This window comes from Pseudomonas sp. FP1154, assembly GCF_030687245.1.
GTDB classification, from domain to species: Bacteria; Pseudomonadota; Gammaproteobacteria; order Pseudomonadales; family Pseudomonadaceae; genus Aquipseudomonas; species Aquipseudomonas rhizophila.
The window spans coordinates 1882778-1904450 of the sequence record NZ_CP117465.1 but is presented as its reverse complement, the minus strand read 5'-3'; the positions used below and the strand labels follow the sequence as shown (position 1 = coordinate 1904450).

Genomic DNA, 21673 nt, shown 5'->3' with positions numbered 1-21673 from the left:
ATGACGAACGTTGAAGCCTTGTGCATACTGGCCGGCCTTTTCCAGCCCCTTTTTTCGAGGAATCGCCCATGTTTAAAGTCAACGAGTACTTCGACGGCACCGTCAAGTCGATCGCTTTCGGCACTGCCGAAGGCCCTGCGACCATCGGCGTCATGGCTGCGGGCGAATACGAATTCGGCACGGCCCAGCGGGAAATCATGCACGTCGTCTCCGGCGCCCTGACCGTGAAACTGCCCGACAGCACCGACTGGGAAACCTTCGAGGCCGGCAGCCAGTTCAATGTACCGGCCAATAGCAAGTTCCAGCTCAAGGTCGCCGTCGACACCGCCTACCTGTGTGAATACCGCGGCTAAGCCTGTGGCGAGGGGCGGTGCGACGTTTCGCTAAATCCCCTCGCCACAAAAGCCCCGGCGTGGCATCGGGTAATGAAAAATGCCCGTGTCCAGTGGACACGGGCATTGTTTTTTCAAAAGCGGTGTTTATTCGAGCACTTCAACCGGCATACCCACTTCAAGCCAACCATTGCTGTCATTGACTAGGTTCTGGCCGAACATCGCACCGTCCGGTGTCGAACGATACTGCTGCAGCGTGGCGAAGGGTTCGCGGTCAGGGTCGCGTTCGCCGGTTTGCGGGTCGACCGTGGTCATGATGCAGCGTGAGCAGGGCTTGACCAGCCGGAACTCCACATCGCCGATACGAATGCGCTTCCAGCCATCCTCGGCAAATGCCTCACTGCCCTCGATAACCAGATTGGGACGAAAGCGCAGCATCTCCAAAGGGCGGCCGACCCGATCGGACACGTCCTGCAAAGAGGCCTGGCCGATCAGCAGCAAGGGGAAACCGTCCGCGAACGCCACCTTGTCGTCATCCTTGCCGTAACCGGCGGCGGTGGTGCGCGCCAGTTCCACCGGAACGTGAACCAGCCGGGTGGGCTTGCCGATGAACTCGCTGACCCAGGCCGCCGCCTCGTCACCGGCATCCGGTACGCGCAAGGTGTCGCGCCAGATGATCACTCCGCGCCGTTGCTCTTCGTCAACAGGTGGCAGGGGCACATCCAGGGTGGCAAAACCTGGCGCACTGAGCGTCAGACCGCCGGCCTCATTCCACAATGCCGAGAGCTGGCTCATCTGGGTCACCGCCCGCTGGGTCAGGAAGCGCCCGGTGCCCTCGTCCACCAGCATCCAGCGCCGGTCACCGTCCAGGCCCAGCTTGTCCAGGCCTATGCCTTGCAGGAGCTGGCCCTTGCCGGACTTCAACGGATAACGATACAGCGCGCTCAGCCGCAACATGGTCGACTTCCCCGGTGACGAAAAAACGCCACCTTATACGAGCCGGCCATTGAAGCAAACCATGATCAGCCTCAGTCGAGCATCAGTCGCTGGCGCACCACATCAACCAGCTTGTCCGGCTGGAATTTGGAGAGGAAGTTGTCGCAGCCGACCTTCTTGACCATCGAATCGTTGAAGCTACCGGACAGCGAGGTGTGCAGCACCACGTAGAGCCCGCGCAAACGTGGGTCGTTGCGGATCTCGGTAGTCAGGCGATAGCCGTCCATTTCCGGCATTTCCGCGTCGGTGAAAATCATCAGTAATTTGTCGGTCATCACTTCGCCAGTATCGGCCCAGGCCTTGAGCATGTTCAGGGCTTTCAAACCGTCGCTGGCAACGTGCATCTTCACACCCAACTGACCCAGCGTATCGCGCAGTTGAGAGAGCGCGACATTGGAGTCGTCCACCAGCAGCACTTCGCGTCCACGGGCGCGCTCCAGTACCGGATCTTCGAGCTTGTCCCGGGAAACCTTGGCGTTATAAGGCACGATTTCGGCCAGGACCTTTTCCACGTCGATGATTTCCACCAACTGATCGTCAACCTTGCTGATCGCCGTCAGGTAGTGCTCACGCCCAGCGCTGGTCGGGGGCGGCAAGATGGCTTCCCAGTTCATATTGACGATGCGGTCCACGCCGCCCACCAGGAACGCCTGAACCGAACGGTTGTATTCAGTGACGATAATGGTGCTGTTAGCTCCCGGCACCAGCGGACGCATACCGATGGCCTGGGACAGGTCGATCACCGGCAATGTCTGGCCCCTCAGATTGACTACACCGCACACAAACGGATGGCGCTGCGGCATCAACGTCAGCTTCGGCAACTGCAGTACTTCCTGGACCTTGAACACGTTAATGGCGAACAACTGCCGCCCTGCCAGGCGAAACATGAGAATTTCCAGGCGATTCTCACCCACCAGTTGGGTTCGTTGATCTACTGTGTCGAGAATGCCGGCCATCTATGACTCCTAGGCTTGTTCGGATGAATCCATGAAGGAGATATCGGCCGTGCAGACGGGATCTTGACCCCTGTATAAAATCTCGCGCAGGGCATTGATGTCACATTAGCATCATGCTTTACTTGCTTCACGGATTTCATCCCCCAGCTCTGCCGCTGCGCGACCTCAGTTTGCGCACAAAGTTCCCCCGCCTAGGGGTTTCCCCTAGGGACAATCAGGTCCAACCTGATATTCCCGCTATCCAATAGCCATTAATGTGACGCCATTCTCATTGCTGAACGGAGTCAGGCCTTTGTGCGCGACCGCAGGACACCGGACTTCCAGCCATTTGGCCGATCCCGCCAGTGCAATCGTTTGCGCGCATGCCTTTGTCTACGGGCGAAAGAGTGCCTGCGGGTCTTCGTTAGTTGCCGGCCGAGAAGTCCAGCCGTTCGCCACACGCGATTTTCTTGCGTCTGACATGATGTTGTGGAGATAAGCATGCCGAACGATCGTAAAAACTGGAATCAGCGCCTTCCCGAATTTCTGATCGAGGCCGAAACGCTTTTGGCCAAGTCAGAGGAATGCCTGACCCATCTGCAGCTGATCAACGACGACAGGGACGCCATTGATTGCATGCTCAGCACCTTGCTGAAGCTGGCAAACAAGGCCGACGCCCTGGCGCTGGAAGCCATTTCAGAATTTTCGCTGCATATCCATGGCTTGCTCAGCAACGCGCAGAGTCACGTTGAATTGCATGAGCAGGCGCTGGGCGCGCTGAAGGATTGCTTCACCCTGATGGCCTGGCAACTGGAACTGGTCGATCACACCACCGGCCAGCTCAGCCTGGACAGCAGCGAACAGACCTCGTTGATCGAAGCCTTTGCCTTCCAGGTAGGCCAGAGTCCTGGCCAGACATTGCCTGCTTCGCGCCCCCTGGGTTTGGTGCCCTACTCACAAAAGCAGGCCTGAGGCCGATGAGTGCGGTTCGACCCGATGCGGCTGACACTTGGCACTTTCACGCCACCATGCTGAACGCGACCAACGAAATATGAAGTGGTACTATCTCCCGCGTCAGAGGCTTCAAGATAGTGGCATTAAGCCGCCAACTGAGGCCATCTTCGACCTGAAACGTTTATCCGTCCCGGCCTGTCAGATACGCTGACCAGCCTGCCCGCAGCGAACATTCATTGGCTCCATCCGTCATGTACGCCAGCCTCAAGTCAATCATCACCTGGCCACCCTCCCGAGAAAATGCCCGCCGTTTCACGCTGTTGTTGTGCATCTGCTCGACCCTTGGCAGCCTGCTGGCCTATCTGTTCGCCTCGACCGTCCCGTTGAGTTTGCTGGCGCTCAATAGCGCAGCCATGACCTGTGTCTGGATCCAGCATCGCCTGTCACACAAATCCATCAAGTTCCAGCCCCAGGAATTGGCCGATCGGTTGCTTGAGGTCCAGGAAAACGAGCGTCACCGGCTCAGCCGTGAATTGCACGACGATATCGGCCAGTTGCTGACCGCGGCCAAACTGCAAAGCGAATGGCTCAAGCGCCGTATTCCGGAAGAACTGCACGGCCAGTGCACGATCCTCTGCGAGACGCTGGACGAAACGCTCAACAAGGTTCGCGACGTATCAGCCATTCTCAACCCAAGACAACTGACCAGCCTGGGACTTGAAGCCAGCCTGCGCGCGCACCTGCTCAAGACGCTGGCTAATACGCCGCTGAAATGGAGCCTGGACTGCCAACAACGCATGACCGGCATCCCTGAGGAAATGACGGTCGCCGCGTTTCGAATCACCCAGGAAGCCGTGACCAATATTTTGCGCCATGCCCAGGCGAAAAACCTGCTGGTGCGCCTGCAACGCTTGCCCGAAGGCCTGACCCTGTTGATCAGTGACGATGGCAAGGGATTCGTCCCGGCCTCCCACCCCGCTCATGAAGGACAACGCGGCATGGCCGGCATGTCGGAGCGGGTTGAACAACTGGGCGGCACCTTGAAGGTCATCAGCGAGGCCGGTAAAGGCACCCATATTGAGGCAAGCTTTCCCTGGACACCTCGCGCCCTGGAACGGGCCAGCAAGAATAAGGTTCTCCATTGATTTGTAATTTGCTTCTGATAGATGACCACTCGCTGATCAGGGCCGGTGTGCGCGCCCTGGTTATGGATCTGCCCGGATATGCCGTGATCGGCGAAGCCAGTGACGGGACGCAATTGCTGGAACTGGTTGAACGGCTGGTTCCAGATATCGTCTTGCTGGATATCTCCATGAAAGACACCTGCGGCCTGGACGCGCTGCAACAGCTCAAGCGCGTGCGTCCCCAGAGCAAAGTGCTGATTCTGTCGATGCACACCGATCCGGCGTTAATCATGCAGGCGCTGGAATCCGGAGCCCATGGCTATCTGCTCAAGGACACCACCGCCACCGAGCTGGAACACGCGCTGGAAGCGCTGCGCAACAACGAACGCTACCTGAGCCCTGCCATTGCCCACACCGTGATCAACCAGGCACTGACCCGTACCCAGAAACCGCAACCCGATCCTGGCCAAGCTCATAATCTGACCGCCCGCCAGTTGGAGATCCTGCGGCTGATCGTGCGTGGCAAGTCCACCCGGGAAATCGCTAACGGCCTGAGCTTGAGCATCAAGACCATAGAAACCCACCGGGCGCAAATCATGAAACGCCTGCAGATCCATGATGTGGCCGGACTGGTGCTGTTCGCCGTGCGCGAGCAGATCATCAGCCTGGACGATTAAGCGCCACCGAGGTACTCAGCAAAGGCGAATCGGCGGGCAGGTGAACACGCAGCGCTTTGGCCTGCACAGTGAAACGCAAACTGTCGACCTGCAACGGTTCGCCATCAAGATTGATATCCAGGCCTTGAGCGACCTTGATTTCCACCCATGGCAGGCGTGCGCGCACGAACATGTTGTCGATCCCCAGGCCACCGGCCAGCAAATCCTTCAGGGTACTGACCACCTCCTGAGGCGCCGGCAGGACACTGATGTCCAGCAATCCATCATCGACCAGCGCCTCAGGGCACAGTACATGCCCCCCTCCGGCCTGCCGGCCATTGCCGATGCCCAGCGCCAGCAAATCGCCCTGCCAGTGGAAATCCGGGCCCTGCAGCTCACCGTAGGCCGCACTCAGTTCACTGAAACGTGATAAACCGGTGAACAAATAGGCGGCGCCACCCAAGACCTTTTTCAAGTCCTCGGAGGTGTTCGCCGTCACTTGGCTGCCAAAACCGCCCGTGGCCATATTCAGGAAGATCTGACCGCCCACTTCGCCCAAATCGATAGCCTGGGGCGTCACATCCAGCAGATCCAGGGCCTGCTCCGGCTCCAGCGGGATACCGGCGGCACGGGCAAAGTCATTGGCCGTACCCAGCGGCAGCAATACCAGGCTCACCTCACTCGATTGACGCACGATCGCCTCGGCGATATCACGCAAGGTCCCGTCCCCACCGCCGGCGATCAGCGTCGTGTAACCGGCATCCAGCGCCTCATCGACACAGCGTCGGGCATCGCCGGCCTCCCACGTCACTCGGACCGCAAGGTCCCAGCCCTGCTTGCGCTTGAGCATCACTGCGGCGCGAACCTCATCGTTGAGCGCTTGCTTGCCATGCAAAATCAACAGCGCCTTGCCTTTGCTCATTGTTATCTCCGTCATGGGAAGGTTCAGAGAATGGGACCACTCACACGGCCGAAAAAGCCCGGACCGATTCAAATTAAATAAAAGACTGCGCCGCGCGCCCATGGGGAAAACCGGCGGACAGCCCCCGCCGCCCGCTTCTCGACTCGAAGAATTTTCTTACAAGAACTGGCGAATCAGCTCAATTGACCCGTCAACGGTATTGAGACACTTTGGTGCTCTGTTGTGCTGGATCGTTTAAATGCTCATTACACAAGGATGTCTTAACCCATGGATGGATACATCACGGCCCGCTGGGGCCGGAACAGTGGTTCGAACAGTTATGGCCAAAGGGATGAAACGCCCCATGCATAGCCATAAATACAAGCTGTCGCCCCGGCAGCTCGCATCATTTGGAAGCGAACAGGCCAACGTTCAAAACGAATGCAAAAGTTGCAGTAATCCCGCAGGAGGAATTGATTTGGAACCGCGCGTCGTTGAACTGGAAACCCACCTTAAATACATCCGTAAAGACATGGATGAAATCCGAACCGATGTGAAGGTCATCCGCCACAGGCTCGCCTATTCAGCAGGCGCAGCAGCGGTGGTCTTTGGCCTGCTGGGCTGGATTGCGAACAGTCGATTCGATCAACTGGTCATGCTGCTCTCGCGATAAAGCCGATGGGCATGAAAAGCCCGAGCACTCGACTCGGGCCGGATACTCCCACTGCCGCAGCGCTAGCCCAGGACCTCGCTCAAGGGAATAAAACCCACTTCGTCGCCTTCGACCAGGGTTCGCCCCTCAAGCACCTCAACCAGTCCTTCAGCCCAGGCCGCGCTGCGCAGCACACCGGAGCTTTGATTGCGGTAGATGATCGCCCGACCGTTCTCGAGGCGACCTCGCAAGTATTCTCGTCGACCGCCTGCCTTCGGCCAGTCGAAGCCAGCCGGTACCTTGAACTTGAGCGGCGTTACCGCCTGAACACCCTGGCGGCGTAACAAGTAAGGCCGGGCTAACAATGCGAACGTCACCAAGGTCGAGGCAGGGTTTCCGGGCAGGCCGATCACAGGCACACCACGAAAATGCCCGAACGTCAGCGGTTTCCCAGGCTTGATGGCAAGCTTCCAGAGCGCGAGTTCACCCTCTTCGCGCAAGGCGGTCCCCAGGAAGTCAGCCTCCCCCACCGATACGCCGCCAGTGGACAGGATCAGATCGACATCCGACAACTGCCCCAGACGCTGGCGGGTGGCGGGCAAGTCGTCGGGCAGAATACCTGCGTCGACCACCTCACAACCCAGCTGCTGCAACCAGCCACAGAGCAGTACGCGATTGCTGTTATAGATCTGGCCAGGGCCCAGCGCCTGACCTGGCTCTACCAGTTCGTCACCGGTGGAGAGCACTGCAACACGCACCTTGCGCACCACCTCCAGCGACGCGCAGCCAAGAGACGCCGCCAGCCCCAGTTCAATCGGCCCCAGGCGAGTACCGCAGGAAAGAACCGTTTCTCCGACCGTTGCCTCCTGCCCCTGCGGGCGGATGTTTTGCCCGCTCACCATCGGCTCGGTAAAGCGTACGCGCAGGTCATCTTCAACCACGGCGTTTTCCTGCATCTCGACGCAGTCAGCGCCGGCAGGGACAGGCGCTCCGGTGAAGATCCGTGCACAGGTTCCTGCAGCCAGCGGCTCCGGGGCCTGGCCGGCGAAAATTCGCTGACTGACCACCAGCGGCTCACCTGTGCAGTCAGCCAGCCGCAACGCGTAGCCGTCCATGGCGCTGTTGGGCCATGGCGGCAAATCAAGGGTCGATACCAGATCTTCTGCAAGCACCCGGCCTTGCGCCGCGGCCAAAGGCAAACGTTCACGCTGGACAATCGGCGTAGCCGCCGCCATCTCGAGCAAACGCTCCAACGCCACCTCCACGGCCATCAAGGCACCGGCCTTGCCCGGTTTACCCACGGGATTTCACAAGGCGCTGCCTGTTTCAGATGGGCCACGAAGTTACACGGACGATGCCGCGCATCCAGTTGCTCGGCCAGTATCCCGTCCCAGCCAGTACGCACCGCGTTGGTTGAGCCAGGCAGGCAACAAACCAGCGTGCCATTGGCCAGACCTGCCAGCGCCCGAGACTGGACGGTGGAAGTGCCGATGTCCGCCACCGATATTTGGCGAAACAGTTCACCGAAGCCGTCGACCTGTTTGTCCAGCAGGCACGCGACGGCTTTCTGGAGTGCTGTCGCGCCCCGTGAAACCGGTGCCGCCAGTAATCAGCACCACTTGCACCACGTCCTCGGCGATCCAGTTCGCGACTTGCGCGCGGATCTTGTACAAATCATCTTTGAGCAGAACCCGCGCCGCCAGGTTGTGACCGGCCGCCGTGAGCCGATCGACAAAGACCTGCCCCGACGTATCGGTTTCAAGGGTGCGGGTATCACTGACTGTCAGCACCGCGATATTGAGCGGCACGAAAGGTACATCAGCCTTGGCTTTCATAGGCTCGTCCAGTTGTAGAGGAAACAGCCCGGTGTTATATCACAGCGCTTCATTTTTTCGCCCGTGCGGAGACACACCATGACCTCGAATACTTCCCCGCCATCATGCTCCATCCTGCTGCTGGCGGGGGGGCGCGGACAACGCATGGGCGGGCAGGACAAGGGCCTGTTGCAGTGGCAGGGCGAACCGTTGATCGCCCATCTGCATCGACAGACGCGCGCACTGAGCGACGACCTGATTATCTCCTGCAACCGCAATCCGGAACGCTATGCGCTGTATGCCGATCAATTGGTGCATGACGATGAAGGGGGCTTCCCCGGTCCGTTGGCAGGCATCCGGGCGGGCCTCAAGGTGGCACGATACCCTTCTCTGCTGGTGCTGCCGTGTGATGTACCGCAGATCGACTCCAGCCTGCTCGACAGCATGCTCAGCGAGGCGAGCCAGCATCCCGACAAGCCACTGATGGTACGTCATGGTGAACATTGGGAACCGTTGCTGTGCGTCATTCCTGTGGCGCTGGCCCCGGCTTTCGAACAGGCCTGGAGCGAAGGCGAACGCAGCCCGGGCCGCATCATGCGGGCGTTGCATGCGACTGCACTGCAATGCCCTGCCAACGATATTCGCCTGGCAAATCTGAACACGCCTGAACTGCTCAGCGGCCACAAAGGTGTGTCAGATTGACACTAGCCAGGAACTTGCGCGCGCTGTATACGTCTGAAGGTCAGTAACTTGAAGAATCCTATTTCGGAGAAACACCATGACTCAACGGACCCTCGCCACTTTCATGCTCGCACTGGGCCTCGCCACTCTCGCCGGGTGCGCATCGCCAACAGTGATTACCTTGAATGACGGTCGCGAAATCCAGGCCGTCGACACCCCCGAGTACGACGAAGACACCGGCTTCTACGAATTCGAGCAACTGGACGGTAAAGAGACTCGCGTGAACAAGGATCAGGTTCGTACCGTTAAAGACCTGTAACCTTCAACGCCACAGCCAGCTACAGAAAAGCCCGCGATACTTGCGGGCTTTTTGATGCCTGCTCGTAAGTCAGCCCGATTACCACTGCAAGCTGATATCGCTTTGAAAAGCACGTTCCTGGCCGGTGACAGGATCGATAAAACTCAACCCCTGGGCCAGCAGCTTGAGCGGGTTGGCGTAATCGTCCTCCACGTCCCGCAGCACGTCCGGGTAGAACGGATCGTTACAGATAGCCGCCCCGAGGGCATTCATATGCACTCGCAACTGGTGCTTCTTGCCCGTGACCGGAGACAGACCGTAGCGCCACAACTCGCCGTTCTTTTCCAGGACTTCGATGGCCGTTTCGGTATTGGGCTCGCCCGGCCCTTCCTGCATCCGGAAGAACGGCTCGCCATCGATCATTCGGCTCTTATGCACCCGAGGGAAGGTCATCTGAGGTAACGCAGGGGCTATGGCCTGGTAGCGTTTCTCGATTTTGCGCGTTGGAAACAGCGACTGATAAGCCGAACGGGTCTGCGGGTTGGCTGAAAACAGCACCAGCCCCGCCGTATGCCGGTCGATACGGTGCAAGGGCACCAGATGGGGATTGTCCAGACGTCGGATCAGACGTCGCAACAGGGTCTGCTCGACATACTCGCCCGCTGGAGTGACAGGCAGAAAATGCGGCTTGTCTGCTACCACCAGATGTTCGTCGGCATACAGAATCGATTCCACGACCGGGATCGGCTTCTCGTCAGGCACCTCACGAAAGTAGTGGATGCGCAGACCTTCCCGGTACGGCAGGTCGGCAGCAATGGCCCTGCCCTCGCCGTCCAATACCCGCCCCCGGGTGATGCGGTCCAGCCACTGCTCGCGACTGATGGTGCTGAAATGCTCGCACAGGCACTCCAGCACCGTCTGCCAGGAGCCGGGCGGAAGATACAAGGTACTGGCCTGATGGTGAGCGGCGCAAAATGATGACCGGGACATTGAAAACTCTAATCTTTTGGCAGGGCGGCATTATCCGCCAGCCGCGCATGTCAGCCCAGCAATGATTGCTTCACGCCGGGATCGACGTCGTCTTTGCTGCCGCTTCAGTGAACTCTTTCAGCCAGCGCAGCACCTCCACCGCCTCCCAGCGACCCGGATCGTACAATGCATACAACAGGCCCTGGTAACCCACCACATCCAGTTGCTTGTGGTAGCCGGCACGCTGGAACAGTGCTTCGATCTCGGCGAAGCAGGTGTTGAAATGCAGTTTGTTGAAGGGCGTCTTGCCTTCGGTTACCAGCCCGTCCAGGCGCAACTCCTGGACCGCCTCGCGCACAACGTCCACGGACATCCTGTTCACGCTGTTTTTCAGTTGTTCGACATTGACCAAGGGACGCACTCCAGATAACTGTATGGGCATACAGTAACCGAAGAAGGGGATTTTCGCCAATGGCAGTGCCCGGACGCGACGTATGGCAGGGTTCAACTCAGGAAAGCGGCGACCTGATCAGCATCATCGAAAGGCCAATCCAGTTCCGCGCCCGTATCGATCCGGCGCAGGACCGGGATTCGCAGCCCATAACGTTCGGACAAAACCTCGCTCTCGGCGATATCCACCAGCTCCACCAACAATCCATGCTCGACGAAAGACATCAATACACCTTCGGCAACTTCACAAAGATGACAACCCAGGGTGCCGAACAACTGGCATTCAGGAGGCATGGCAGGTAGACCCACTAAAGAGAGACGGTCATTCTAGGCCCACCCTGCAAAACCGTCGAGCCGGGTAGAAAATCTGACAGTGCTTCGGTAAAACGCTGTGCAAATCATTGAGCGCCAATACTTTTCCGACAATGCCCGGCGCTTTTTTTCCTTCTACGCTGTGTGGCGCAAACCTTGAAACGGAGTACCCCTTGTTTGCCAATCTGCTGATCATTCTTGCCTCGTCCCTGGTGGTCATCGCCCTGTTCAGGCGACTGCGCCTGCCGCCGGTACTGGGTTATCTCTGTGTCGGTCTGGCGGTCGGCCCCACCGCCCTGGACTGGGTGAACGACAGCGAGGAACTGCCAGACCTGGCCGAGCTCGGGGTGGTTTTCCTGTTGTTCTCGCTGGGGCTGGAGTTCTCCCTGGCGAAGATGATCGAACTGCGCAGGGTCGTGTTCGGCCTTGGCAGCCTGCAGGTGCTGTGCTCAGGGATACTGCTGGGCAGTCTGCTGCTGCTCTTCGGCGCCCCACCTGTCGCCGCCATGCTGCTCGGCGCCGGGCTGGCCTTGTCCTCCACCGCTATTGTCAGCAAGGAGCTGACCAGCCTGGGGGAAATATTCAGCAGCCATGGCCAGAACGCAATCGGTGTGCTGCTGTTCCAGGATGTCGTCGCGGTGTTGCTGTTGACCCTCGTCCCCGTGTTCGCCGGCAGCAGCGAGCAACCATGGTACTGGGCGTTGCCCCTGACCCTGGGCAAGACCCTGGTGCTGTTCGGCGGTTTACTGCTGGCCAGTCGTCTACTGCTGCCACGGCTGTTCCATGAAGTGGCCGAATCCCGGTCCGCTGAGCTGTTCGTGCTGCTGGCCCTGGTGATCGTATTGCTGACAGCGTGGCTGACCCATCTGCTGGGTCTGTCACCGGCGCTTGGGGCGTTTCTGGCAGGCATGTTGTTGGGGGAAAGCCATTACCGACATCAGATCGAGGCAGACATACGGCCGTTCCGCGACATTCTGCTGGGGCTGTTTTTCGTCAGCATCGGCATGCTGATCGATCTGCAGTTGTTTGTGGAGGACGGCTTGCTGATCCTCGGGTTGACCCTGGGATTGATGCTTATCAAAGGCTGCGTGGTCGCAGTGCTGGTGAAATGGCAAGGGGACGACGGCGAAACCTCCTGGCGCAGTGGCCTGGCCCTGGCCCAGGGCGGCGAATTCTGTTTTGCCCTGATGGCACTGATGCAGCAGAACCGCCTCATGCCCGCCGACATCAGCGGCCTGCTGCTGGCAGCGACCTTCTGCTCGATGCTGCTGACGCCACTGCTGTTGCGTGCCGCGCCGCGCATTGCTGCCCGCCTGCACCGCAAACCCAACGAAGAGGCACAGCTGGACCAGATAAGCGCACTCAATGCCGATTTGTCGGGTCATGTAGTCATTTGCGGGTATGGTCGCGTCGGCCAGTCAATCGGCAGGTTTCTGCGCAGGGAACGCCAGGCGTTTGTGGCCCTGGACGACGATCCAGTCATCATTCAGGAAGCCAGCGTCGGGGAAAGCTGCGTGCACTATGGAGATTCACGCCGGGGCGACCTTCTGGCCGCCGTCGGACTGAGTCGCGCCAAGCTGCTGGTGATCGCCGTGGACAAAACCGACATCGCCATCAGCGTGCTCAAGGAAGCCCGCCGGCTCAATCCCCAGGTGCCGATTCTGGTGCGTACCCGCGATGACAGCCAATTGGCGGAGTTGCAGGCTGCCGGGGCCAGCGAAGTGGTCCCGGAGCTGCTGGAGTCAAGCCTGATGCTGGCCTCCCACGCCCTGATCATGCTCGGGCTGCCGAACCAGCAGGTCCAGCAGCATGTGGATCAGGTCCGCCACGACCGCTATCGCTTGCTACACGGTTTTTATCCTGGGAATCAGGACAAAGAGCCTTAGGATCAGTCCTGACTGACCGCGCCGATCTTGTGGATCGAAAGGTCGGCGCCGTAGTACTCCTGCTCCTGAGTCAGCCGCAGTCCCACCACAGCCTTGATCGCACCATAGACCGCGAACCCGCCGCACAGGGCAACGACAACGCCCAGCGTGGTGCCGATCAGTTGGCTGATCAAACTGACCCCGCCCAGGCCGCCCAGAGCGCTCTGGCCGAAGATCCCGCAAGCAATGCCGCCCCAGACACCACACAACCCGTGGAGCGGCCAGACACCGAGCACATCGTCGATCTTCCACTTGCCCTGGGCCGCGGTGAAAAACCAGACAAACAAGGCACCGGCAATAGCGCCGGTCACGAGTGCGCCGATCGGGTGCATCAGGTCCGAACCGGCACAGACCGCTACCAGCCCGGCCAACGGACCGTTGTGCAGAAAGCCGGGGTCATTGCGTCCGACGACCAACGCCGCCACGGTCCCGCCGACCATGGCCATCAATGAATTGATCGCCACCAACCCGCTCACCGCCGGCAGCGTCTGGGCGCTCATCACGTTGAAGCCGAACCAGCCGACAATCAGGATCCACGAACCCAAGGCCAGGAAAGGAATACTCGATGGCGCGAACGCCACCAGACGACCGTCGCGGTAACGGCCGTTACGCGGCCCCAGCAAGAGCACGGCCGCCAGCGCCAGCCATCCGCCCATGGCATGCACGACCACCGAACCGGCAAAATCATGGAAGCCAGCGCCGAACTGGGCTTGCAACCAGGCCTGCAGGCCGAAATTGCCATTCCAGACCACGCCTTCGAAGAATGGATACACAAACGCGACGATCAACACCGTGGCACACAACTGAGGGGCAAATCGGGCACGCTCGGCAATACCGCCGGAAATGATCGCCGGGATCGCGGCGGCGAACGTCAACAGGAAGAAAAACTTCACCAGGCTGTAACCATGATCGACGTTGAGCACCGCAGCAGGTTGCAGGAAGGTCACGCCGTAGGAAACCCAGTAGCCCACGAAGAAATAGGCCAGGGTGGAGACGGCGAAATCACTGAGAATTTTCGACAGTGCATTGACCTGGTTCTTCTGTCGGACAGTTCCCACTTCAAGGAACGCGAAACCGGCGTGCATCGCCAGAACCATGACCGCACCGAGCAAAATGAACAGCGTGTTGGAGCTGTGGACCAGAGTGTCCACAGCGCTTTGCATATTTTCCATGGTTGGCAGACCTGAAAAGTTGAAAAAAGCACCAAACCGGTTCGCCCGCCCAGACGACGCACCAAGTCGAGACATCTCATCTGACTACCGAAAAACCGATGAACCGAATGAGTGCACAAAAAATCGACAATGCGGTGTTGCGCTTGGAGTGCTTCGCGGATTTTGTTTTTCTGGGTTAAGGTTTTGCGGGCTGACGCCCAGCTTCAGCGCACAGGCGCAGGGGGACGCACCAGTACATGGCAAAACCCTGAGCAAAAGTTGTACCAGTCAGTTTCACTGAACCTTCCGGTATGGCTCATACTCGAACGCTTCAGACGTCACTTACGGAGATTCCCCCATGGCCAGAACCCAGGCAAAGACTGCTCAAGAAATCCTGATGGAAGATTTTCAGACGCTGGTCAGCGACACCGAACGGCTGTTGGATCACACCGCGACACTGGCTGGCGACCAGGCAGATGAGCTGCGCAGTCAGATCCATGAAACCCTTTTGCGCGCCCGCGAGACCCTGAAGTTGACCGAAGACTCGGTGCGTGAGCGCGGCCAGGCGGCGGTGATCGCCACCGAGGAATACGTTCAGGCCAATCCTTGGCAATCCGTCGGCATCGCAGCTGGCGTGGGCTTTCTGATCGGCCTGCTGGCGACACGGCGCTAATGATGGGCATTGACGAATCCGGCTCGTCCGAAGCGGGCACCCAACCTACAGCACGCCGCCTGGGCGCCGCGTTCCTTGGCTTGCTGCACAGTCATGTCGAATTGTTCGGCATCGAATTGCAGGAACAGAAAGCACGCACAGTCAGCCTGTTGTTGTTCGCCGGGCTGGCGCTGGTATTTGCGTTGTTGCTACTGGTGGGGCTGTCGGCGCTGGTACTGATCCTGGTATGGGATACCTATCGTCTGGCGGGGATTATTGGCCTGTGTCTGTTCTATCTGCTGGCCGCCCTGTTCTGCGGCCTGCGACTCAAGGCAGCGATCTATGACGAGTCCTCCCCTTTCCATGCCACTTTGGAAGAATTGGCCAACGACCGGGAGCGCCTGTTGCCATGAGCCTGCCTGATATTCCTCAAGCCCGGACCCGCCAGGAAATGCGCAAGGCGCTGGTACGTCTGCGCATGGAAATGCACCGACAGGAAATCCGCCAGGAAACCCGTCAACTGTTGCAACCTCTGCAGCGGGTGCGCGGTTTCACACAGAGTTGGCACGAGGGCTTCGGCATCAAGCACGCGCCGCTCTGGGGCGTGGCGGCGGTGTCCTTGCTCGGTTTTCTCACCGGCAAACGGACCCGCAGCGGCCGCAACAGCAGCCTGACGGGACTGATCCGGCTGGCAACGACCCTGCTGCCGCTCATCAAGCTGGCCAAAAGTGTGCGCAAACCCTGACGTAGCAATAGCCTATAGGTCTTGCGAGGTGCCCCGCGAACCGCGAAGCTAGGACATCGACCTTATCAAACGGAGCAACCAGCCTTGGATTGGCACACCCTGCTGACTCGCGAGCGCCTCGGAAAAACGCTGCACAGCCCGGAAGAGTTGGGCCGCAGCCCGTTCCACAAAGACCATGACCGCATCATTTTTTCCGGCGCGTTCCGGCGCCTGGGACGCAAGACCCAGGTGCATCCGGTCTCCAGCAACGACCACATCCACACACGCCTGACCCATTCGCTGGAAGTCAGTTGCGTCGGACGCTCCCTGGGCATGCGGGTGGGAGAAACCATCCGCAGCGCCCTGCCTGAGTGGTGCGAGCCAAGTGACCTGGGCATGGTGGTGCAATCGGCCTGCCTGGCCCATGACATCGGCAACCCGCCATTCGGTCATTCCGGTGAAGACGCCATCCGCTATTGGTTCCAGCAGGCCGCAGGCCGCGGTTGGCTCGACGCCATGACCGAGGCCGAGCGCAACGACTTTCTCAATTTCGAAGGCAACGCCCAGGGGTTCCGGGTGCTCACCCAGCTTGAATATCACCAGTTCGACGGTGGTACGCGGTTGACCTATGCCACCCTCGGTACTTACCTCAAATACCCCTGGACCGCCCGTCACGCGGATTCCCTGGGCTACAAGAAGCACAAGTTCGGTTGCTACCAGAGCGAACTGCCGTTGCTGGAACAGATCGCCCACAAGCTCGGCCTGCCTCAGCTCGAAGACCAGCGCTGGGCACGGCATCCGCTCGTTTACCTGATGGAAGCCGCCGATGACATCTGCTACGCGCTGATCGACCTGGAAGACGGCGTGGAAATGGAGCTGCTGGAATACCCGCAAGTGGAGTCGCTGCTTCTGGACCTGGTGGGCGACGATCTCCCGGACACTTACCGTCAACTGGGACCACTGGACTCGCGAAGACGCAAACTGGCCATCCTGCGGGGCAAGGCCATCGAACATCTGACCAACGCCGCAGCCAGGGCTTTCGTCGAGCAGCAGCAAGCGTTGCTGGCCGGTACGCTGCCAGGGGACCTGGTGGAACACATGCATGGCCCAGCCAAACGTTGCGTATTGAATGCCAAGGACATGGCGCGCAAGAAGATCTTCCAGGACAAGCGCAAGACCCTGCATGAGATCGGCGCCTACACCACGCTGGAAATCCTGCTCAACGGATTTTGCGGCGCCGCCCTGGAGCAACATGGCGGTCGCACGCCTTCGTTCAAGAATCGGCGAATTCTCGACCTGCTGGGTAACAACGCGCCCGATCCGAACGGTTCGTTGCATGGTGCATTCTTGCGGATGATCGATTTTATCGCCGGGATGACTGACAGCTACGCCAGCGAAATGGCTCAGGAGATGACGGGCCGTACTCGCCAATGAGAGGGCGTCGGCGGCAAGCCTGGATGCGAAGGCACAGTCATTGAGGTTTGGCAGGCCCGCCCCTCGGGGCGGGGTAAACGGCAATGAAGCGTCGTACTCGTTTCTGAAAAGTCGATGGCCTGCCATTTAATACTGAATAAAACCCTTCCTCTATTTGTTTGTATAAACAACATCCTGAAAGAAATCTCCCCTTCAAAACGGGCAATAATTCCCCTTCCTAGTTCATTCACCTACTAAAAACCCAATCACATCGTAGTACCCCGCCTCTTTTTTTGTAGGAAACTTCTGAAATTGAATATGTATGCCTGTCTCCTCATACGACCCCGGCATTAACTGGGCTAAGGTGCGCGCTTTATTAAGCTCGTAGGGACTTTATTCATGAACTCCGTTTTCATTGTCGACGACCACCCGGTCATCCGCCTCGCCGTTCGCATGCTCCTGGAGCATGAGGGCTATAAAGTCGTAGGGGAAACTGACAACGGTGTGGATGCGATGCAAATGGTGCGCGAATGCATGCCGGACCTGGTCATTCTGGACATCAGCATCCCCAGGCTTGACGGGCTGGAAATTCTCTCACGGTTCAACGCCATGACCACGCCCCTTAAAACATTGGTGCTCACCGCTCAGTCCCCAACGCTTTTCGGTATCCGGTGCATGCAATCCGGTGCCTCTGGATACGTTTGTAAACAGGAAGACCTCAGCGAGCTGGTCAGCGCAATCAAGGCCGTTTTGTCCGGTTATAACTATTTCCCCAGCCAGGCACTGAACCCGGTCCGCCAGGATGATCCTCGCAGCATAGAGCTGGATCTGTTCAAAAGTGTCAATGACCGAGAGTTGATGGTGCTGCAACTTTTTGCTCAGGGCCGTACCAATAAGGAAATAGCCAAAGGTATGTTTCTCAGCAATAAGACTGTCAGCACTTACAAAAAAAGATTGATGCAAAAACTCAAGGTCAAGTCCCTGGTAGAACTGATTGAAATGGCGAAGCGCAACGCGCTGGTGTGAGAAAAGACCGGATGCTCAAATGCATAAGTAGATGCCTCCTGCTATTAAGCGCGGGGTTATATGCGCACGTCCTCATGGCGACGCCGGGCACGCCCGAGCACTACACGCTTTTGGGTCGTTCGACGGCGGCTCATGTCGAGGTCCTGCTGGATGACGCTCACCGTAGCCTGTTACAGGACCGGCAGGAATTGGTACTGGGAACGTCTGCCCCTGATTATCCGCCCTTCGATCTGTCCACCAGCGGGCAAGACTACGAGGGCATGACTGCCGACTACGCCGGCGTCATCGCCAGGGCGATCGGTCTGCCAATGCGGGTTTTGCGTTTCGCTTCCCGGGACGAGGCCATTGCGGCCCTCAAGAATGGAAAAATCGACCTGCTCGGCACCGCCAATGGTTTCGAAGCGCGCACCCCCGGCATTGTGCTATCGACCCCTTATGCAGTGGACCAGCCCGTTCTCGTCACCCGGACGAATGAAAGCCGTTCCCTGACCGAAGATCTCCAGGGATTGCGGTTGAGCATGGTTTATCACTACCTGCCGCTGCGGGAAATCGAAAAGCTTTACCCCAAGGCAATCATCAGCACCTACCCCTCCTACCAGAACGCCATAAACGCCGTCGCTTTCGGCCAGGCGGATGTCTTTCTCGGCGATACCATTTCCACCCACTACATGATCAGCAAGGGTTACCTGAGCAACATCCGCATGGCCAGCTTCGGCAAGCATGAGTCCTATGGATTCGGTTTCGCGGTTCGAAGTCACGATACCCGGCTGCTGGAGGCCATCAATGCCACGCTGAACCAGATTTCCATCACCGAGCAAGCGGCCATTTCCAAACGCTGGAGCGCTGGCAGCGACTTGTATCTCACGGAACACAAGATACAACTGACCGCCCGGGAGCAACGCTGGCTGGCACGGCACCCGGTGGTGCGAGTCGTGGTCAACGAAACCGCGGCGCCCTTCACTTTTTTCGACTCCGATGGTGACTTTCGCGGCATCAGTGCCGACCTGCTGGAGCTGATCCGGTTGCGCACCGGCATCCGCCTGGAGATCCAGCGCACTCAGAATGACAGCGAAATGATTGCCGCGGTCCTGAACGGTCAGGCCGACATGATTGCAGCGCTTTTACCGAGCAGCGCGCGGCAGCAACAGTTGAAGTTCAGCCGCCCCTACGTCGACAGCTCATTCGTCCTGCTGACCCGCAAGCAAGCCGACACCCCGGCAACCCTCGACCAGTTCGGCGACCGAAGCCTGGCCATCACTCAAGGCAATCCGGTCATTGAATGGCTACGCAGCCAGTATCCGGACATCAAGATCATCGAAACCGACGACCCTCTCCATGCCGTTGAAATGCTCGCCAAGGGCCAGATCGATGGCAGCGTGAACTCTCTGGTCATGGCCAACTACTTCATCTCGTCGCACTCGTTGCGAGACACCTTGCAAATCAGCAGCACCGTAGGAACCCGCCAGGCCATGTTCTCGTTGGCCACTGCCAAAGACGCCGTGGAGCTGAACTCCATTCTCGACAAAGCCCTCACCAGCATCGACCCGGACGAACTGGGCGTGATCAATAATCGTTGGCGAGGTTACGTGTCGGCATCGGAACACGTGTGGCGCACCTATAACCGCCTGTTTTTTCAGATCGTCGCCGGCGTCGGCCTCTTGTTGCTGCTGTCGCTGGCATGGAATGCCTACATGCAGCGCCAGATCAGGCAACGTCAACGGGCGGAGCTGGCCCTCAATGACCAGCTTGAGTTCATGCACTCACTGCTCAACGGCACCCCTCACCCGATCTACGTCAGAGATCGCAACGGTTTCCTGCAAAGTTGCAATGACAGTTACTTGCAGACGTTCAACGTGAAACGCGAAGAAGTCATCGGCAAGAACGTCATGCCTGGGTCCATGAGCAATGCTTTCGAAGCGCAGGAGTACCAGGCGGACTATCAGCGGGTCATGGCCGAAGGCACTCCGCTGGTCCTGGATCGCCCGTTACATATCGGGGCTGACAAGCTGACCATCTACCATTGGATTCTCCCCTATCGCAACTCAAACGCCGAAGTACAGGGCATCATTGGCGGCTGGATCGACATCAGCGAACGACGCCAATTGTTCGACGAACTGCGCGCCGCCAAGGAGCGGGCCGACAATGCGAACCGCGCCAAAAGCACGTTCCTGGCGACCATGAGCCATGAGATCCGCACCCCCATGAACGCGGTGATCGGCATGCTGGAGCTGGCTTTGAAACATGCCGACAAGGGCCATCTGGACCGTTCGACCATAGAAGTGGCGTACGAATCGGCTTCCGGCATGCTCGAGCTGATCGGCGACATCCTGGACATTGCACGGATCGAGTCAGGTCACCTGAGCCTGGCGCCCGAGCGGGTCAATCTCAGGGCCTTGCTGCAATCGGTCATACGGGTTTTCGAAGGCGTTGCTCGACAGAAGAACCTGGCATTGTCGCTGCTGTTCGACCCGGCCGAAGGCAACCCGGACGTCCTGATAGATCCCTTGCGATTCAAACAGGTGCTCTCGAACCTGATCAGCAATGCCCTCAAATTTACCGAACAGGGTCAAGTTCAAATCAAGGTCCAACTGTCTCCGGCCGCCCCGGATGACACCCTGCACATGCAACTGGAGGTCAGCGACAGCGGCATCGGCATCAGTGCGGCAGACCTGCAACGTCTGTTCGAGCCGTTTTCCCAGGTCGACAACACCGGCCGGATGGCGCGAACGGGCGCAGGACTTGGCCTGGTGATCAGTCGCAACCTGTGTCAGATGATGGGCGGCAGTCTGCACATGAGCAGTGAGCCGGGCATCGGCACCCGGGTCCAGATTTCACTGCAACTGACTACCCTGCCGACCACCACGGTTTGCGTGCCCCCGGAACCTGTCGTTGAAACGGCCACGGCCGCCTTGAGCGTTCTGGTCGTGGATGACCATCCGGCCAATCGCTTGTTGATGTCGCAACAACTGGAGTACCTGGGTCATCACCATCAGGTCGCCCATGATGGCGCACAAGGACTCAAAGCCTGGCATGAAGGGGATTTCGACCTGGTCATCGCCGATTGCAACATGCCCATCATGAGTGGCTACGAACTGGCCAGTTCGATTCGTCGCCATGAGTGCGAACGCGAACTGCCGCGCTGCACCATCCTGGGGTTTACCGCCAACGCACAACCGGAGGAAAAACAACGCTGCCGGGACGCCGGAATGGACGACTGCCTGTTCAAACCGATCAGCCTGAGCGCCCTGAGCCAATGGATGAAAACAGTCAGATCCACCAGCCGGCCCAAGGCTTTCAATGTGCAAAGCCTGCAGACCTTGACCGGTGGCAACCCCTTGTCCATCCGGCGCCTGTTGGAAGAACTGCTCAGCAGCAATCGCTCGGACCGCCGGGAGTTGCTCGATATTGCCCGCAGTGGGGACCGACAGGCACTGACCGAGGCCGCGCACAAAATAAAAGGCGTCGCCCGAATCGTGCAGGCGACCTCGTTGATACAAAGATGTGAGGCGCTGGAACACGCCTGCCACCAGGCACAGGGTGCGCAACCCATTGGCGAATGTACCGAGGCGCTCGACCAGGCCATGATCGAACTGGAGCGCGCCCTGGAAACAGAGATCGCCAAGGCAAAATAATCCAGCGTTTACTATGCTGATCGCTCAGCAGTGCGCACCAGGGGCGTTCTCGATTGGTTTCCCCCGGCGCGGCAGG

Annotated in this window: 22 protein-coding genes and 1 pseudogene; 14 read left to right on the top strand and 9 right to left on the bottom strand. The window is 59.0% G+C overall.

All coding sequences use genetic code 11. The annotated features are described in order from the left end of the window. Positions 1-68: 68 nt before the first annotated feature. Positions 69-353 carry a pyrimidine/purine nucleoside phosphorylase gene (locus PSH91_RS08745; RefSeq protein WP_047226402.1) on the top strand — a complete coding sequence of 95 codons (285 nt, stop codon included), beginning with the start codon at positions 69-71 and terminating at the stop codon, positions 351-353. Between the two features lie 126 nt (positions 354-479). Here PSH91_RS08745 and PSH91_RS08740 read toward each other — a convergent pair whose 3' ends face one another. Further along, a complete protein-coding gene (locus PSH91_RS08740; protein WP_076385687.1) occupies positions 480-1289 on the bottom strand; it encodes an MOSC domain-containing protein in 810 nt (269 codons plus the stop codon). A gap of 71 nt (positions 1290-1360) precedes the next feature. Further along, on the bottom strand, positions 1361-2284 hold the full coding sequence (locus PSH91_RS08735) for a chemotaxis protein CheV (protein ID WP_076385689.1): 924 nt from the start codon (positions 2282-2284) through the stop codon (positions 1361-1363). Positions 2285-2764: 480 nt separating this feature from the next. Here PSH91_RS08735 and PSH91_RS08730 point away from each other — a divergent pair, with 480 nt between their 5' ends. The 3 genes from PSH91_RS08730 to PSH91_RS08720 all read left to right on the top strand — a co-directional run bounded on the left by PSH91_RS08730 (position 2765) and on the right by PSH91_RS08720 (position 5018). Next, positions 2765-3235, top strand: a complete 471-nt coding sequence (locus PSH91_RS08730; protein WP_047226399.1) for a hypothetical protein — start codon at positions 2765-2767, stop codon at positions 3233-3235. Between the two features lie 233 nt (positions 3236-3468). Next, the gene (locus PSH91_RS08725) at positions 3469-4362 is read left to right on the top strand and encodes a sensor histidine kinase (RefSeq protein WP_139050847.1); all 894 of its coding nucleotides are present in this window, start codon (positions 3469-3471) and stop codon (positions 4360-4362) included. Then, positions 4359-5018, top strand: a complete 660-nt coding sequence (locus PSH91_RS08720; protein WP_047226397.1) for a response regulator transcription factor — start codon at positions 4359-4361, stop codon at positions 5016-5018. The genes PSH91_RS08725 and PSH91_RS08720 overlap by 4 nt, the downstream gene beginning before the upstream one ends. Here PSH91_RS08720 and yegS read toward each other — a convergent pair. Beyond that, positions 5002-5919, bottom strand: a complete 918-nt coding sequence (gene yegS / locus PSH91_RS08715; protein ID WP_288912853.1) for a lipid kinase YegS — start codon at positions 5917-5919, stop codon at positions 5002-5004. The two genes, PSH91_RS08720 and yegS, sit on opposite strands and share 17 nt — an antisense overlap. A gap of 343 nt (positions 5920-6262) precedes the next feature. On the opposite strand from yegS, the gene PSH91_RS08710 reads away from it, so the two are divergent. Beyond that, entirely contained in the window at positions 6263-6571 is a 309-nt protein-coding gene (locus tag PSH91_RS08710; RefSeq protein WP_225248412.1) for a hypothetical protein, read from the top strand. Between the two features lie 62 nt (positions 6572-6633). Here the strand turns inward: PSH91_RS08710 and glp are convergent, their stop codons facing one another. Then, on the bottom strand, positions 6634-7821 hold the full coding sequence (gene glp, locus PSH91_RS08705) for a gephyrin-like molybdotransferase Glp (protein WP_288912904.1): 1188 nt from the start codon (positions 7819-7821) through the stop codon (positions 6634-6636). Then, a pseudogene (gene moaB, locus PSH91_RS08700) lies at positions 7821-8385 on the bottom strand (molybdenum cofactor biosynthesis protein B). The gene glp and the pseudogene moaB overlap by 1 nt, the downstream one beginning before the upstream one ends. A 78-nt stretch (positions 8386-8463) precedes the next feature. On the opposite strand from moaB, the gene mobA reads away from it, so the two are divergent. Beyond that, on the top strand, positions 8464-9066 hold the full coding sequence (gene mobA / locus PSH91_RS08695) for a molybdenum cofactor guanylyltransferase MobA (protein ID WP_047226392.1): 603 nt from the start codon (positions 8464-8466) through the stop codon (positions 9064-9066). A gap of 76 nt (positions 9067-9142) precedes the next feature. Then, positions 9143-9364 carry a YgdI/YgdR family lipoprotein gene (locus PSH91_RS08690; RefSeq protein WP_047226391.1) on the top strand — a complete coding sequence of 74 codons (222 nt, stop codon included), beginning with the start codon at positions 9143-9145 and terminating at the stop codon, positions 9362-9364. Positions 9365-9442: 78 nt separating this feature from the next. Here PSH91_RS08690 and PSH91_RS08685 read toward each other — a convergent pair whose 3' ends face one another. From PSH91_RS08685 to PSH91_RS08675, 3 genes are all read right to left on the bottom strand, one after another. Next, positions 9443-10333, bottom strand: a complete 891-nt coding sequence (locus PSH91_RS08685; RefSeq protein ID WP_076385697.1) for a pseudouridine synthase — start codon at positions 10331-10333, stop codon at positions 9443-9445. A 70-nt stretch (positions 10334-10403) separates the two neighbouring features. Continuing rightward, entirely contained in the window at positions 10404-10724 is a 321-nt protein-coding gene (locus PSH91_RS08680) for a transcriptional regulator (protein WP_047226389.1), read from the bottom strand. Positions 10725-10816: 92 nt separating this feature from the next. Further along, positions 10817-11056 carry a glutaredoxin family protein gene (locus PSH91_RS08675; protein ID WP_047226388.1) on the bottom strand — a complete coding sequence of 80 codons (240 nt, stop codon included), beginning with the start codon at positions 11054-11056 and terminating at the stop codon, positions 10817-10819. Positions 11057-11247: 191 nt separating this feature from the next. Between PSH91_RS08675 and PSH91_RS08670 the strand changes: the two genes are divergently transcribed. After that, a complete protein-coding gene (locus PSH91_RS08670) occupies positions 11248-12960 on the top strand; it encodes a monovalent cation:proton antiporter-2 (CPA2) family protein (RefSeq protein WP_305467882.1) in 1713 nt (570 codons plus the stop codon). Positions 12961-12962: 2 nt separating this feature from the next. On the opposite strand, the gene PSH91_RS08665 is transcribed toward PSH91_RS08670, so the two are convergent. Continuing rightward, the gene (locus tag PSH91_RS08665; RefSeq protein WP_274090268.1) at positions 12963-14171 is read right to left on the bottom strand and encodes an ammonium transporter; all 1209 of its coding nucleotides are present in this window, start codon (positions 14169-14171) and stop codon (positions 12963-12965) included. 337 nt (positions 14172-14508) lie between these two features. Between PSH91_RS08665 and PSH91_RS08660 the strand changes: the two genes are divergently transcribed. The 6 genes from PSH91_RS08660 to PSH91_RS08635 all read left to right on the top strand — a co-directional run bounded on the left by PSH91_RS08660 (position 14509) and on the right by PSH91_RS08635 (position 21597). Further along, positions 14509-14823, top strand: coding sequence for a YqjD family protein (locus PSH91_RS08660; RefSeq protein ID WP_047226385.1), 315 nt, complete (start codon positions 14509-14511; stop codon positions 14821-14823). Positions 14824-14825: 2 nt separating this feature from the next. Beyond that, entirely contained in the window at positions 14826-15215 is a 390-nt protein-coding gene (locus tag PSH91_RS08655) for a phage holin family protein (protein WP_047226384.1), read from the top strand. Then, the gene (locus PSH91_RS08650) at positions 15212-15547 is read left to right on the top strand and encodes a hypothetical protein (RefSeq protein WP_305467879.1); all 336 of its coding nucleotides are present in this window, start codon (positions 15212-15214) and stop codon (positions 15545-15547) included. Before PSH91_RS08655 ends, PSH91_RS08650 begins: the two co-directional genes overlap by 4 nt. A gap of 84 nt (positions 15548-15631) precedes the next feature. Further along, positions 15632-16960, top strand: coding sequence for a deoxyguanosinetriphosphate triphosphohydrolase (locus tag PSH91_RS08645; RefSeq protein WP_047226382.1), 1329 nt, complete (start codon positions 15632-15634; stop codon positions 16958-16960). 378 nt (positions 16961-17338) lie between these two features. Further along, entirely contained in the window at positions 17339-17965 is a 627-nt protein-coding gene (locus PSH91_RS08640; protein ID WP_047226381.1) for a response regulator transcription factor, read from the top strand. Positions 17966-18039: 74 nt separating this feature from the next. Then, positions 18040-21597 carry a transporter substrate-binding domain-containing protein gene (locus PSH91_RS08635; RefSeq protein ID WP_305467877.1) on the top strand — a complete coding sequence of 1186 codons (3558 nt, stop codon included), beginning with the start codon at positions 18040-18042 and terminating at the stop codon, positions 21595-21597. The last annotated feature ends 76 nt before the right edge of the window (positions 21598-21673 follow it).

Excerpts from the sequence above, each read along its gene's own strand:
- PSH91_RS08690 (WP_047226391.1), top strand. The coding sequence starts at position 9,143 with ATGACTCAACGGACCCTCGCCACTTTCATGCTCGCACTGGGCCTCGCC.
- PSH91_RS08655 (WP_047226384.1), top strand. The coding sequence starts at position 14,826 with ATGGGCATTGACGAATCCGGCTCGTCCGAAGCGGGCACCCAACCTACA.
- mobA (WP_047226392.1), top strand. The coding sequence starts at position 8,464 with ATGACCTCGAATACTTCCCCGCCATCATGCTCCATCCTGCTGCTGGCG.
- PSH91_RS08710 (WP_225248412.1), top strand. The coding sequence starts at position 6,263 with ATGCATAGCCATAAATACAAGCTGTCGCCCCGGCAGCTCGCATCATTT.
- PSH91_RS08730 (WP_047226399.1), top strand. The coding sequence starts at position 2,765 with ATGCCGAACGATCGTAAAAACTGGAATCAGCGCCTTCCCGAATTTCTG.
- glp (WP_288912904.1), bottom strand. The coding sequence starts at position 7,821 with ATGGCCGTGGAGGTGGCGTTGGAGCGTTTGCTCGAGATGGCGGCGGCT.
- PSH91_RS08660 (WP_047226385.1), top strand. The coding sequence starts at position 14,509 with ATGGCCAGAACCCAGGCAAAGACTGCTCAAGAAATCCTGATGGAAGAT.
- yegS (WP_288912853.1), bottom strand. The coding sequence starts at position 5,919 with ATGAGCAAAGGCAAGGCGCTGTTGATTTTGCATGGCAAGCAAGCGCTC.
- PSH91_RS08735 (WP_076385689.1), bottom strand. The coding sequence starts at position 2,284 with ATGGCCGGCATTCTCGACACAGTAGATCAACGAACCCAACTGGTGGGT.
- PSH91_RS08675 (WP_047226388.1), bottom strand. The coding sequence starts at position 11,056 with ATGCCTCCTGAATGCCAGTTGTTCGGCACCCTGGGTTGTCATCTTTGT.
- PSH91_RS08685 (WP_076385697.1), bottom strand. The coding sequence starts at position 10,333 with ATGTCCCGGTCATCATTTTGCGCCGCTCACCATCAGGCCAGTACCTTG.
- PSH91_RS08725 (WP_139050847.1), top strand. The coding sequence starts at position 3,469 with ATGTACGCCAGCCTCAAGTCAATCATCACCTGGCCACCCTCCCGAGAA.
- PSH91_RS08740 (WP_076385687.1), bottom strand. The coding sequence starts at position 1,289 with ATGTTGCGGCTGAGCGCGCTGTATCGTTATCCGTTGAAGTCCGGCAAG.
- PSH91_RS08640 (WP_047226381.1), top strand. The coding sequence starts at position 17,339 with ATGAACTCCGTTTTCATTGTCGACGACCACCCGGTCATCCGCCTCGCC.
- PSH91_RS08665 (WP_274090268.1), bottom strand. The coding sequence starts at position 14,171 with ATGGAAAATATGCAAAGCGCTGTGGACACTCTGGTCCACAGCTCCAAC.
- PSH91_RS08745 (WP_047226402.1), top strand. The coding sequence starts at position 69 with ATGTTTAAAGTCAACGAGTACTTCGACGGCACCGTCAAGTCGATCGCT.
- PSH91_RS08635 (WP_305467877.1), top strand. The coding sequence starts at position 18,040 with ATGGCGACGCCGGGCACGCCCGAGCACTACACGCTTTTGGGTCGTTCG.
- PSH91_RS08650 (WP_305467879.1), top strand. The coding sequence starts at position 15,212 with ATGAGCCTGCCTGATATTCCTCAAGCCCGGACCCGCCAGGAAATGCGC.